We start from the raw sequence: 13222 nt of genomic DNA on the forward strand, positions 1-13222 counted from the left end.
CTCACCTATCGCTTGCTGCATTATCCCTGTTCTGGCCCCGCGCCGTCCAGTTTCGCCGAAGTCGATGCCGGTGCCAACCGGGTCAACAGAATGGTCACCCTCGCGCCGCCTTCCTTGCGGTTGCCCAAATCAATCTGGCCACCATGTTCATCCACGATTTTACGGACAATGGCTAGGCCCAGACCCGTACCATGGGATTTGGTGGTGACGTAGGGTTCGAACACCCGTTGCTGCACATGCGCGGCAAACCCCTTGCCCGTATCCGACACCGAGAACCGGAGGGCCGGCTGCTCCGTGCCATCAGCCCGCGCAGTCAAGGCCCGTACGGTTCTTACCCGGACTTTACCTTGTTCTTCCTGTTCGACAATGGCATCCCTGGCATTACTCAGTAAATTATGGATAACTTGGCGCAACTGGGCCGCGTCCCCCATGATAATCGGAGCCTCGGGATCCAGGTGCACTTCCAGCCAATGCGCGGCGCCAGACGTCCCGTGCTCCACCGGATCCCAACCATACAGGGCCAGCACATCCGTGACCAGCCGGTTGAAATCCACCGGCCGCATGACAGCCTGGGGCGCACGCGCATACTCACGGAATTCATCCACCATCTGCTTGAGCGAGGCCACCTGATCAACGATGGTCTGCGTCGCCCGCCGCAGCATGCGGGCATCATTTTCTTCCAGCTTGTCCGCCAGTTTCATGGCCAGACGTTCGGCAGACAGCTGGATGGGCGTCAGCGGATTCTTGATTTCGTGCGCCAGCCGCCGCGCTACTTCACCCCAGGCAACCGTACGACTGGCGGACATCAACTCGGTAATATCATCGAAAACGACCAGATAGCCGTTGTCGCGCTCGGCCACGCGCAGATGCGTGCCTCGCGCCATCAGGGTTGCGGGCTGCTGTGCCGTGCCGCTGACCCCGTCATCGGGCAATGCCAGCTCAAAACGCTGCGTCCAGTATGGCGCTTCCGAGTCCACTGCCTCGTGCGAGGAAAAGGCGTGGCGGATGACCGTCGCAAAACCAATCAAGCCATCGACAGTTTCCAGGGGCCGCCCCACCGTCTGCCGCAGGTCGGCGTGCAGAATGGCCTGCGCGCCCTGATTGAACATGGTGACGCGAAACAGTTCATCGAACACCAGCACGCCGGATGACAAATTGCTCAGGACGCTTTCCAGATAGACATTGGAACGCTCCAGCTGCCGGCGGTTGCGTTCCACCATGGAGCGCGCCTCGCCCAACTGCCGGGTCATGGCATTGAACGAACGGGTCAACTGGCCGACTTCATCATTGCCTGGCGGCTCCGGCAAAGGCCGGTAATCCCCAACGCTGACGGCTTTGGTACCCGCAGCCAGCGTCAGCAACGGACGCACCAAGCGGCGCGACAATGCCAGCGCCACCGCCACGGAAGCAAACACCGTCAACAGCAAGGCCATCGTCAATGTGATGCCGTACAGCTTGCGTAGCCCCAGCCGCGACAATGACAGTTCCTGATAGTCCCGGAAACCTTCCTGGACCCGGCTGGCGTTATAGGCGATCTGTTCCGGCACTGGCTGGATCAACTGCAACCAGCGGGGATCACCGGTACTCCAACCCCGCAGGCGGTCTATCGTCGCATCCGACGACAAGGGCAAAACTACACGCAGATACAAGCGTTCACGCCCGACAGCGCCGCTGGTTTCATCAGACTCGGCCGCCGCATAGCTGCGCGCAATCCGCAGCTGATTCATGACGGACGGCGGCGGCAACTCCGGCAACAACGCGCCATAGCCTTCGGTGGAATAGGCGATGGACCGGCCATTGCTGGTAAATACCATCGCATCCGACACATTGTGTGAATTGCGCAGGCGGGTAAGCGCCAAGGCCATATCGGCATCACTGGTGCGGTTCAGTTCCAGCAGCATGGCGCGCCCGCGCGCCTCAAGCTCGGCCAGCTGCGAATCCAGGGCTGCCCGCCCCAGGTTGAGGCCGGCCTCCAGCGCCGCGTTGACGCGCACGTTGAACCAGGATTCGATGGAGCGTGACATGAACTGCACGGACAGCATATAGATGGCAACGCCCGGCACCACGCCGATCACGGCAAACGACAGCGCAAATCGCGCCGTCAGGCGCGCGCCAAAAGCACGCCGCCGGAACTGCCGCCACATGCGCAGGCTAAGCCCCAGTACCCAGACGAACATCGCCAGGGCCAGCACGCCATTGAGCAGCAACAGCAAATCATAATATTCAGCGAAACGGGATGCATTGGCTGTGGACCAGACCAGCATGGCCAGCAGCGCCAGCCCACACGCGCCGCCCAACAGCAAGGCCATGCGCAGCATCTGGCTCATGGGCCTTCCGCCACCGTATCAGGGACCTTGAACGAAAAATCGTACCAAGGGGAGCTAGCCGTCCAGGCGCTGCTGTTAAAGGCGTTGATCTGGAACGGCCGCGACAGGCGCGAGGTATCCAGGCGCAAGCGTAACCGGCCGTCATAACGCACCCCTGGCGACAACTGGGACAATTTGGCCACCGGCCAGCCGCGAATGGTACGTACCACATCCATGGCTTCTTCCAGGCCCGCCACCGGCAGGGACAAATCGCCCGTGCCCACGCGCCATTGACGCGTCAAGGCGTTGTACAACACACGCCAGGTAATGCGCGACTCGATTTCAGTCGCATCGAACCACCACCAGCGCTTGCGATCCACTTCCAGATCGACGCTGAAATACAGCGGCACGCCGCGCTCTGCCGCTTCGCGCAGCTCCGCATTCAGTTCAAACGGCAGCTGTGCGTCGATTTCGACATCACCATGCCGGAAGGACACGGCAATATCCGCCTGGTTGGCGAACGCCGCCCCCGCTGGCAGCAAACATGCCGCCAGACACAGCGAAACCCAGGCAAGCAGGTTTCGGAGGAGGAGAAAAGAAGTGCGTGGCATAGCCATCATTCTTGGCGATTCAGGCCTGCTTGGCAAACAAGGCGTAGAAAAAACCGTCATGCTGCTGCGACAGTGTTGCATTCGCCCCAACCGGCAGCATCTGCCCCGGTGCCGTCAGCGCCACGGCATCCGCATGCGCCTTGAGAAAGGCGCGGGCTTGGCCGGCGCATTCTTCCGAAAACACTGAACATGTGACATACAACAGCTGACCGCCAGGCGCCAGCAATGGCCAGAGTGCATCGAGCATCCGGCGCTGCACGGCTGCCGTCTTCTGCACATCGGCCTCACGCCGCAACCACCGGATATCCGGATGGCGCCTGACGACGCCTGATGCCGTGCATGGCGCATCGACCAGGATGGCATCGAACGGACGGCCATCCCACCAGCTCTGCGGCCTGGCCGCATCGGCAGCACGTACCTGGACACCAGGCCCGTTCAGGCGCAGACGCGCCAGATTTTCATGCACCCGCTTCAAACGGCCGGCGTCGGCATCCAGCGCCAGCAAATCGACATCGGCGCACTCCAGCAAATGCGCCGTTTTGCCACCGGGCGCAGCGCAGGCATCCAGCACCCGCATGCCATCACGCGGTGCCAGCAGCTCTGCGGCCCGTTGCGCGCCGGCATCCTGCACCGACCACCAGCCTTCTTCGTAGCCAGGCAAACGCGCCACCACATGCGACCCATGCAAGGTCAGGCCCCAGGATCCGGCCGGCTCTGCCTGCACACCGGCGTCCGCCAGCGCCTGAACCACCTGCGCCACACTGGCACGGCGGCGATTCACCCGCAGCGTCAAGGGCGCAGGGCTTGCCGCGCTCTCCAGCACGGCTTGCCAGTCATTCGGGTAGGCAAACTGCAACTTGCGTACCCACCACTGCGGAAAGTTCCAGCGCGCTTCATCATCATCCCGCGACAATTGCCCAAACTCACGCAGGAAACTACGCGACACCGCATTGACCAAGGCCTTGAAATGCTTCAGTTTGGCATGGCTCGCCGCTGCTTCCACCGCCTGATCCACCAGGGTATGCGGCGCATAGTTGGGCTCATGCGGCAAGGCCAGGCCTTGTTCGTGGCGCACGGCCGCATCCAGCAAGGCCAGCGTGCTCAACAGCAAAGCGTTCAATAAGGGTTGCTCGGGCCGGCGATGCACCAGAAACGAGCGGTCCGCAATGGCTGTCCCGAGCTTGCGCATGACATGCGAGGACAAAGCCTGGGCGGCCGGACGCCGTGCGGCAGGCAGTTCTTCCAGGACTTCTGTCAGGGAGCGCCCGGCCAGCACTGCCTCTACAGCGACCGCCGTATCCAGCAACAATGCCGACAGGGGCGGCTGCAAGCTTGCGTTGGTGCTCATCGCCCCTGCTCCCCGGCCGGCGCCTGCCAGCCACGTACGAAGACATCCACCGGCTGGCGTTTACCGCCAGCCTTCTGCAAAACGAGCAAACGCAGGCGGCCATCCGCAGTGGCAATATCTATGCCTTCCGGCGTTACGGCCAGCAAACTGCCTGGCGCCTGGCACCGCGCGGCTTCATCAGCGGGCAAGGCAAGCGCTGCCCACACCTTGACCGGATCGGCCAGTCCGGGCAGGCGCATCGTCGCCCCCGGCGCTGGGTCAAAGGCACGGATACGCCGCGCCAGCGCATCGGCAGGCAAAGTGAAATCCAGCGGCGCTTCGGCCTTATCCAGTTTGGCTGCATAGCAGATGCCTTCCTCGGGCTGCGGCACGGCCTGCAATGCCCCTTGCTCCAGCGCTGCCAGCGCTTCGACAATGGCCTGCCCGCCCAATGCCGCCAGGCGATCATGCAGTTGTGCCGCATTCTCTTGCGCGTGGATAGGCGTACTTTTTTCCAGCAGCATCGCGCCGGTATCCAGGCCTTCGTCCATCTGCATGATGGTAATGCCGGTACGCGCATCCCCAGCCTCGATGGCGCGTTGAATCGGTGCGGCGCCACGCCAGCGCGGCAACAGGCTGGCATGAATATTCAGGCAGCCCAGGCGCGGCAGCGTCAGCGTCCAGGCCGGCAGTATCAGGCCATAGGCCGCCACGATCATGACCTCAGGCTGCGCCGCCTCCAGGGCAGCACGGGCAGCCCCGGCTTCTTCCGGAAACTTGCCATCCAGCCGCAGGCTACGCGGCTGCAGCACCTCAATTCCTGCAGCCAGCGCTGCCTGCTTGACCGGGCTGGCCATCAACTTCATCCCGCGGCCGGCCGGGCGATCGGGCTGAGTCATGACCAGCACGATCTCATGGCCCGCTGCCAGCAACGCATCAAAAGCAATGCGTGCGAATTCCGGAGTCCCGGCAAAGACAAGTCGCATGTGTAAGGTTCAGGAATAACAGCAATTGAGGGACGCGTACCCGACCCGGTACCGCGGCGGAGCAGACCGCCGGGCAAGGAAGCCCGGCAGCGACAGGGATCAGGCCCGCGACAGTTCGCGAGCCTGCTTGCGCAACTTGTTGCGGATGCGATTGAGCTTCAGGCTGGACAGGTATTCGACAAACACCTTGCCATCCAGGTGGTCGATTTCATGCTGCACGCAGACGGCCAGCAGGCCATCCGCGTCGAACTCGTAGGTTTCGCCTTTTTCGTTGACCGCCCTGACCTTGACCTGTGAAGGCCGGCAGACTTCGTCATACACGCCGGGCACGGACAAGCAACCTTCTTCGTAGGTCTTGCTGTCGTCGCTGTGCCAGAGGATTTCCGGGTTGATCAGCACCCGCAGCTCATCCTGGTTTTCAGAGACGTCTATGACCACGACGCGCTCATGCACATCGACCTGCGTTGCCGCCAGGCCAACGCCCGGCGCTTCATACATGGTTTCCGCCATATCGCGCACCAGCTGACGGATACGGTCATCAACCTGCTCGACAGGCTTGGCGACCTTGTGCAGACGGGGGTCGGGATAACGGAGGATGGGGAGCAATGCCATGGCAAGGTACCGAATAAACACAAAAAGCGCCCTGAGACGCGCATGGGCACATCATAAATCATCTACCCGGCAGCACGGGGAAAAGCCATGCAAATGACCAGGTGAAGCCGCCGCCAAGTGTGTTCGAATGCTCACACTTGCATCCCGTCGAGCCGCCGGACATGCCAGACTGGACGCATGCCCACATCCTGCCTCTTTCCGGACCCCGACCTGATTGCCTGGCTGCGTTTCGCCCAGGAACCCGGCCTGCCGCCGCGCGCGGCGCTTGCCTTGTTGCAGCATGGCGGGCCGCCTGCGCAGATTTACCAGCAATCTGCCAGCGAGCTGGGCCGCTGGCTGGCGCCCGGCCTGGCCCTGCAGCTTAGCCGTGCGCCCTCAGCCCATCAGGCCGAACAACTGGCGCACACGCTCGCCTGGCTGCAGGCAAGCCCGCGCCGTCATGCCATCCCCTTGCATCATGCCTGCTATCCAGAGCGCCTGCGCCAATTGGCCGACCCTCCTCTCGTCCTCTACCTGGAAGGCGACCCGCAGGCGCTGGCACGGCCTTCGCTGGCTATCGTCGGCGCCCGCAATGCCACGCCTGCCGGCCTGCAGAATGCCCAGGCCTTCGCCCAGGCACTGGCACGCGCCGGCTGGCTCATCGTCAGCGGCCTGGCGCGCGGCATCGACGCTGCTGCCCATCTCGGCGCGCTTGCCGGAGCGCCCGCCCCCCTTGCCACCCTGGCCGTGCTGGGCTGCGGCCCGGACATCATCTATCCCGCCCGGCATGCCGCGCTGGCCCGGCGTATCGCAGACCAGGGCGCCATTGTGTCCGACTACCCGCCAGGCACGCCGCCGCTGCCTGGCCATTTTCCACGGCGCAACCGCCTGGTGGCGGGCCTGACGCTCGGCACCCTGGTCATTGAGGCTGCCCTGCGCAGCGGGTCGCTGGTGACGGCCAGACTGGCAGCCGAGCACAACCGCGAAGTCTTCGCCTTGCCCGGCTCCATACACGCCCCGCTGGCGCGAGGCTGCCATGCGTTGATCCGCCAGGGCGCCAAGCTGGTAGAAACCGTTGCCGATATCCTGGAAGAATTGCCGCCCTGCCCCCTGCCCGACACCCCGGCGCCGCCGTCACCCGCGCCACTCGCACCCCAACCTGCCCAGGCCACCGGAGCAACCCCGATATCCGCCGACGCGACACGCCTGCTGCCGTTTCTATCCGACGCCCCGGCTACCCTGGATACCCTGGTGCAAGGCAGCGCCATGGGCGCCGCCGCCATCAGCGCAGCGCTCTGGGAACTGGAAATTGCCGGGCTGGCCACACGCACCGATACCGGCGCTTATCAGCGCCTGAAGGGAAGCGGCCCCCTTTTCCCGGGCCACAAGCCCTAGAATCGGCATTTTTGCTTTCCTTCGGCAGCCTCACATGAATGAACATCGCCACCAGCTTTCCATGAGCATCCTGATGACGCCGGACATGGCCAATTTTTCCGGCAATGTCCATGGCGGCACCATTCTGAAATACCTGGACCAGGTGGCCTACGCCTGTGCCAGCCGTTACGCCGGCAGCTATGTCGTTACCTTATCGGTCGATCAGGTCATGTTCCGCCAACCCATCCATGTCGGGGAACTCGTCACCTTCTATGCCAGCGTCAACTACACCGGCAGGACATCCATGGAAATCGGCATCAAGGTCGTGACCGAAGACATCCGGCAACAGATGGTGCGCCATACCAACAGCTGTTACTTCACCATGGTTGCCGTGGATGACGACGGCAAGGCCACTGCCGTACCGCCGCTGCACCCCGTCACGCAAGAAGAACGTCATCGCCATGAAGCCGCGATCCAGCGGCGCGCCTTGCGGGAAGAAATGGAAGCCAGGCACCGCCGCATCAAACAGGAAAGCATGCGCAACGACAACTGAACCCAGCCATCCCGCCAGGGCCGCTCCGGCACCTGGCGGGAGGCGGGCCTATATGACCTCGCCCAGCCAGCGACGCGCCACGGCCTTTTCTATTTCCAGCAAAACGAACAGGGCAACCCCCACAGCCAGCACTGCGGCGGCCTGCCCGGCGGTCAGCGCCGCCGTCTGAAACCAGCGCTGCATGAACGGCGCGTAGGTCAACAACAACTGGCCTGCCGTCACGGCCGTCAACGCCATCACCACTGCTGGCGTACCCTTGATTCCCTGCCAGTTGAAGGAAGGCATGTGCAGGTAGCGTACGCTGAACAGGTATGCCACCTCCATGACGACAATCACATTCACAACGGCCGTGCGAGCCACTTCCAGCGACGCGCCGTGCGCCTGCAGAAACAGAAAGATGCCCAGTGCGCCCACCATGAACAGGAAGGAGACAAAGCCCACCCGCCACAGCAGGAACCCCGACAACAGGGGTTGCCCGGCCGGGCGCGGCGGCCGGGCCATGACGCCTGGCTCAGCGGGTTCAAAGGACAACACCAGCCCCAGCGTTACCGTCGTGGCAAGATTGATCCAGAGTATCTGCGCCGTGGACATGGGCAGCACCCAGCCCATCATCAACGCCAGGATGACCACCATGACTTCGCCGCCATTGGTGGGCAGCGTCCAGGAAATGACTTTGGTCAGGTTGTCATAGACCGTCCGGCCTTCCTTCACTGCCGCCACAATGGAAGCGAAATTATCATCCGCCAGCACGATTTCTGCCGCTTCCTTGGCGGCCTCCGTGCCCTTGTCTCCCATTGCTACGCCGACATCCGCCTGCTTGAGCGCAGGCGCATCGTTGACCCCGTCGCCCGTCATGGCCACCACCGCACCACGCGACTGCAAGGCACGCACAATACGCAGCTTGTGTTCCGGCGTGGCGCGCGCAAACACCGTGGTGCGCTGCGCCGCGTCCGGCAGATCTGCATCGCTAATGCGGTCAAGCTCGGCCGCACCCAGCACCTTGGGGTCGTTGCACAACCCCAGCTGCCGCGCAATCGCCAGCGCCGTCGCCGCATGATCGCCAGTAATCATCTTGACCTCGATCCCGGCACTGATGCAATCTCGCACCGCTGCCAGCGCCTCTTCACGCGGCGGGTCGATAAAGCCGATCACACCCAGCATCACGAAACTATCCGGCAAGGTCGCCGGATCCATCGGCAACACCTCGTCCGAACCCAGCTCGCGCATGGCGAACCCCAACACACGCTGCCCCTGTTCCGCCAGCGCCGCAATCTGCGCCTCCCAGTACTGGCGTTCCAATGGCGCTTCGCCTTGTGCCGTGCGCTGCGTCGCGCAACGCGCCAGCACTTTTTCCGGCGCCCCCTTCAAGCACAGCAAACGAACGCCACTGCCAGCGGCATCGCCATGCAGGGTCGCCATATAGGCATAGCGGGCATCAAAGGGAATTTCATCCAGGCGCGGCCAGGCCATGCGTTCTTCCGCAGCATCCAGCCCTCCCTTGGCAGCCAGTGCCAGCAAGGCGCCTTCCATGGTATCGCCGCGCACATTCCAGGCCCCGCCTGGGTCCTGCAGCAGGCGCGCATCATTGCAGAGCAGGCCGCAACGCAGCAGCGCCTGGGCCAAGGCAGGCTGCGCCGTCTCCGTTTGCGGCAGCAGTTCGCCCTGCGGCGCATAACCCTGGCCAGAGATATCCCAGCTGGCATCTGCCGCCACCACTCGCTGCGCCGTCATTTCATTGCGCGTCAGCGTACCGGTTTTATCGGAACAGATGATGGAGGTCGCGCCCAGGGTTTCCACGGCTGGCAGCCGGCGCACGATGGCTTGCCGACGCGCCATGCGCTGCACGCCAATGGCCAGCGTAATCGTCATGACAGCCAGCAGACCTTCCGGCACGACGGCGACGGCCAGACTGACAACGGCCATCAACGCATCCATGGCACTGTAGCCGCGCCCCCACACGGCAAATAAGAACAGCAGCACGGCGCCGATCAGCACCGCGATGCCGAACACACGGCTGAAACGATCCACCTGGCGCAACAGCGGCGTACTGAGCGCGTCCACCTGATCCATGAGCGTACTGATACGCCCGATTTCCGTCGCCGCCCCCGTACCGACTACCACGCCTGCGCCCATGCCCGCCACCACCAGCGTGCCGGAAAAGGCCATGCCGGCCCGGTCGCCCAGCGGGGCATCCGGTGCTGTCGCCCCGCTGTGCTTTATCGCATTGACGGATTCGCCCGTCAGAATGGCTTCATCCACCATCAGCCCACGCGCGCGCAGCAGGCGTAAATCCGCCGTCACCCGATCACCCGGCTCCAGCAGAACGATGTCACCAGGCACCAGTTCAGCCGCGTCACACACGACCCGGCCCCCATCACGCAGGACCGTGGCATGCGGGGCAATCAGCCGCCGGATGGCATCCATGGCCTGCTGCGCCCGGCCCTCTTGAATGAAGCCGGTAATGGCATTGACCACCACGACCAGCAGGATCACCGCTGCATCCACGCGATGCCCCAGCACCATGCTGACAACCGCCCCGACAAACAACAGATAAATCAGGCTATTGTGGAACTGTGCCAAAAAACGCCGCCAGGCCGGCTTGCCACGCGCCGTTGGCAGACGGTTGGGACCATAGGCTTGCAACCGCTCTGCCGCCTGCTCGCCATCCAGGCCATCCGGACTGCTGCGCCAATGCGCCAGCACCTGTTCTACCGGCATGGCATGCCAGGGCTGCGCCGCCTCATTTGCCGGATACTCACTGGCACGCTGTTCAACCTCAGTCACCGCCCCCGGCGTCTGCCCCCGTTGTTGCATAATTCCCCCGAAAACCTGAATGCCGTTTCCGCCAACCCCCATGGCTTGACTTCGGCTGCCGCGCGGCACCGGCCTTTAGCAAAAGATAACATGCTCATCCCCGCCCTCCACGCCGGGCCTGGTTCTACACCGTCATGGCCTTCGGGAAAATGCCATAATCCTCGCGTTACGATGCCGCCCGACCGGCGCATCGCCCTACTGCTGCCCACGCCTGCCGGCACACCCGGCCAGCGACACGGCATTCCCTGAAAAAGATACCCCTGCGCCGTGCCGCTGCCGGCCAAACGCCCCCTGCCTGGATCAAGCGGGGGCTTTTCGCTTTGGCATGGCGCAGGATAAAAAAAACCACGTCCCCCAGTTCAAGCCAGGGTGGACGCCCAGGCATGAATACAGCCATGCCCCCTGGAGACACCATGACTGCGTCAGTCGCTGCACCGCCTTTACCCCGCCATATCGCCATTACCATCCTGCTGCTGCTCGGCACCTGTTTTGCCGGCAACCATATTTCAGCCCGCCTGGCCTTCGATAATGGCGCGGGCCTGCTGGTAGCCATCCTTTTTCGTTCCGGCGCCAGCCTGCTTGCGTTGACTGCGCTGCTGATCTGGCTGCGTCAGGTACCCCGCATGCCTGCCGGCACCCGCAAGTGGCAGCTGGCGCTTGGCCTGCTGATCGCCCTGCAAAGCCTGTTTCTGTACTCTGCGGTCGCACGCATTCCCGTGGCCCTGGCCCTGCTGGTAGCCAATACCTTTCCCATCCTGCTGGCCCTGCTCACCTGGGCGCTCGGTGGCAAACCGCCGACGCGCCGGACGGCAGCCATCATGGCCCTGATTCTGTTTGGCCTGCTGTTCGTGCTTGACCTGCCCACGCTGGTTCGCGGCGGCAATACGCTCGGCCCGCATTGGGTCAGCGGCCTGTTGTTCAGTTTTTGCGCTGCCTGCGTCTTTGCCGTCGGCATGTGGATCACCGAGCACAAGCTTTCCGCCGTCACCGGCCCGGTACGCAGTTTCTATACCATTCTGGTCGTCTTTGCCGGCATGGTCACGGCCGGCTTTGCCGATGTGATTCCCGGCGGCATGGCTGTACCGGGCAACAGCCTGGGCTGGCTGTCACTGGTGCTGCTGAGCATTCTCTACACCATCGCATTCAGTTCGCTCTTCGTTTTCGCGCCACGCCTGGACATGGCGCGCAACGCCCCGGTGATGAACATCGAACCCGTCGCCTCGCTATGTCTGGGCTGGCTGGTTCTGGGCCAGATTTTCAACACCACGCAACTGATAGGCGGCGCCATCGTCGTGACCGGCATTGTCCTGCTGGCCTACAGCCGTCAGCAGCCCGCCGGCCGCTGAACACGGTGTGCGAGCAGCAGGCGCCTGCCGCTCGCACACCCTGCCGTCGCGTTTACTGCAACAGCCAGAACACGATGGCCGGGCACAGCGCCAGAATCAACACCCCCAGCAGCTGAATCGTCACGAATGGCGTAACGCCGCGATAGATATCCTTGATGCTGACCGACGCAGGTGCCGCACCCTTCAGGAAGAACAGGGCAAAGCCGAACGGCGGCGTCAGGAACGATGTCTGCAGGTTGACCGAAACCAGAATGGCAAACCACAACAGCACCATGGATTTCTGTTCTTCAGGCGCCAGATGCTCTATCCCCAGCGCGGGCGCGAAATCCGGTGCGAAGCTCGCGATAATGGGCGCAAACACCGGCAGGATGATCAGGGTGATTTCCAGCCAGTCGAAGAAGAAGCCCAGCAGGAAGATCACGACCATCAAGAGGAACAACAGGCTCCAGTGGGTCAGGCCCATCCACTGAATGAAATCCAGGATCAGGTCTTCGCCATACAGCGCGCGGAACACATAGGAAAATGCCGTGGCACCGCCGAAGATCAGGAAGATCATGGCCGATGTCAGCGCGGTCTGCATGCAGACCTTATCCACCGTTGCGCGCTTGAGCTTGCCTGAAAAAGCAGCCAGCAGAATGGCGCCGAAAGCACCGATCCCAGACGCTTCCGTCGGCGTGGCCCAACCGGCAAAGATGGAACCCAGCACCAACACGATCAGGAACGAAACCGGCAGCACCCCTTTGGCGAAGAGCACCAGCAGGTTCCAGGCGCCGATTTCACTCTCATCACGCTCCACCCTGGGGGCCAGCTGCGGCTTGATCATGGAGATCACCACCACGTAAATGCAGTAGAGCGCCGCCAGCATGAGCCCCGGCAGAATCGCTGCCAGGAACAGGTTGCCGACGGAAATGGCCATCAGGTCGGCCATCATGACGAGCATAACGGATGGCGGCAGCAGGATGCCCAAGGTCGCGCTGGCGGCAATGATCCCCGTCCCCAGACGGACATCGTATTTCTGCGCCAGCATGGCCGGCAGCGCCATCATGGTGAGCATCACGACCGATGCGCCGATGATGCCTGTGGTCGCCGCCAGGATCGTGCCCAGCAAGGCCACCGCCAGCGCCAGCCCGCCAGGCACGCGGCGCAACAACAGTTGCAGCACGCGCAGCAGGTTATCGGCAACCTGGCTTTTCTCCAGCATGATCCCCATGAAAATAAAGCAGGGCACCGCCACGAGAATCTGGTTATTGGCTGCGTTCTGCCATAGGCGCTCAACGAACAGGTACAGCTCGGAAGTATGCATCACCCCNAGCC

Annotated in this window: 9 protein-coding genes and 1 pseudogene; 3 read left to right on the forward strand and 7 right to left on the reverse strand. The window is 63.1% G+C overall.

All coding sequences use genetic code 11. The features are described from left to right. Window position 1 precedes the first annotated feature (1 nt). The 5 genes and pseudogenes from ACNA1V_RS03580 to def all read right to left on the reverse strand — a co-directional run bounded on the left by ACNA1V_RS03580 (window position 2) and on the right by def (window position 5842). A pseudogene (locus tag ACNA1V_RS03580) lies at window positions 2-2327 on the reverse strand (sensor histidine kinase). Then, window positions 2324-2917 carry a DUF4390 domain-containing protein gene (locus ACNA1V_RS03585; protein ID WP_415832211.1) on the reverse strand — a complete coding sequence of 198 codons (594 nt, stop codon included), beginning with the start codon at window positions 2915-2917 and terminating at the stop codon, window positions 2324-2326. Before ACNA1V_RS03585 ends, ACNA1V_RS03580 begins: the two are co-directional and overlap by 4 nt. A 19-nt stretch (window positions 2918-2936) precedes the next feature. Then, the gene (gene rsmB, locus ACNA1V_RS03590) at window positions 2937-4265 is read right to left on the reverse strand and encodes a 16S rRNA (cytosine(967)-C(5))-methyltransferase RsmB (protein WP_415832212.1); all 1329 of its coding nucleotides are present in this window, start codon (window positions 4263-4265) and stop codon (window positions 2937-2939) included. Next, window positions 4262-5230, reverse strand: a complete 969-nt coding sequence (gene fmt, locus ACNA1V_RS03595) for a methionyl-tRNA formyltransferase (RefSeq protein ID WP_415832213.1) — start codon at window positions 5228-5230, stop codon at window positions 4262-4264. The genes rsmB and fmt overlap by 4 nt, the downstream gene beginning before the upstream one ends. Before the next feature lie 99 nt (window positions 5231-5329). Next, window positions 5330-5842 (reverse strand): peptide deformylase, encoded by a 513-nt coding sequence (gene def / locus ACNA1V_RS03600; RefSeq protein WP_415832214.1) that lies wholly within the window; start codon window positions 5840-5842, stop codon window positions 5330-5332. A gap of 177 nt (window positions 5843-6019) precedes the next feature. On the opposite strand from def, the gene dprA reads away from it, so the two are divergent. Together dprA and ACNA1V_RS03610 are read left to right on the forward strand one after the other, a co-directional pair. Beyond that, window positions 6020-7216 carry a DNA-processing protein DprA gene (gene dprA, locus ACNA1V_RS03605; protein WP_415832215.1) on the forward strand — a complete coding sequence of 399 codons (1197 nt, stop codon included), beginning with the start codon at window positions 6020-6022 and terminating at the stop codon, window positions 7214-7216. Window positions 7217-7250: 34 nt separating this feature from the next. Then, window positions 7251-7748, forward strand: a complete 498-nt coding sequence (locus ACNA1V_RS03610; protein ID WP_415832216.1) for an acyl-CoA thioesterase — start codon at window positions 7251-7253, stop codon at window positions 7746-7748. Window positions 7749-7796: 48 nt separating this feature from the next. On the opposite strand, the gene ACNA1V_RS03615 is transcribed toward ACNA1V_RS03610, so the two are convergent. Further along, window positions 7797-10562, reverse strand: a complete 2766-nt coding sequence (locus tag ACNA1V_RS03615; protein ID WP_415832217.1) for an HAD-IC family P-type ATPase — start codon at window positions 10560-10562, stop codon at window positions 7797-7799. 413 nt (window positions 10563-10975) lie between these two features. Here ACNA1V_RS03615 and ACNA1V_RS03620 point away from each other — a divergent pair, with 413 nt between their 5' ends. Next, entirely contained in the window at window positions 10976-11908 is a 933-nt protein-coding gene (locus tag ACNA1V_RS03620; RefSeq protein ID WP_415832218.1) for an EamA family transporter, read from the forward strand. Between the two features lie 52 nt (window positions 11909-11960). Here ACNA1V_RS03620 and ACNA1V_RS03625 read toward each other — a convergent pair. Continuing rightward, window positions 11961-13217 (reverse strand): TRAP transporter large permease (locus tag ACNA1V_RS03625; RefSeq protein ID WP_415832219.1); only part of this gene is annotated, 1257 nt, incomplete at its 5' end. Window positions 13218-13222 lie beyond the last annotated feature (5 nt).

It is taken from the genome of Kerstersia similis, from assembly GCF_965139615.1.
In the GTDB taxonomy this organism is placed as follows: domain Bacteria; phylum Pseudomonadota; class Gammaproteobacteria; order Burkholderiales; family Burkholderiaceae_B; genus Kerstersia; species Kerstersia similis.

Coding starts and splice junctions, on each gene's coding strand:
- rsmB (WP_415832212.1), bottom strand. CDS start 4,265: ATGAGCACCAACGCAAGCTTGCAGCCGCCCCTGTCGGCATTGTTGCTG.
- dprA (WP_415832215.1), top strand. CDS start 6,020: ATGCCCACATCCTGCCTCTTTCCGGACCCCGACCTGATTGCCTGGCTG.
- ACNA1V_RS03620 (WP_415832218.1), top strand. CDS start 10,976: ATGACTGCGTCAGTCGCTGCACCGCCTTTACCCCGCCATATCGCCATT.
- ACNA1V_RS03585 (WP_415832211.1), bottom strand. CDS start 2,917: ATGCCACGCACTTCTTTTCTCCTCCTCCGAAACCTGCTTGCCTGGGTT.
- ACNA1V_RS03610 (WP_415832216.1), top strand. CDS start 7,251: ATGAATGAACATCGCCACCAGCTTTCCATGAGCATCCTGATGACGCCG.
- ACNA1V_RS03615 (WP_415832217.1), bottom strand. CDS start 10,562: ATGCAACAACGGGGGCAGACGCCGGGGGCGGTGACTGAGGTTGAACAG.
- fmt (WP_415832213.1), bottom strand. CDS start 5,230: ATGCGACTTGTCTTTGCCGGGACTCCGGAATTCGCACGCATTGCTTTT.
- def (WP_415832214.1), bottom strand. CDS start 5,842: ATGGCATTGCTCCCCATCCTCCGTTATCCCGACCCCCGTCTGCACAAG.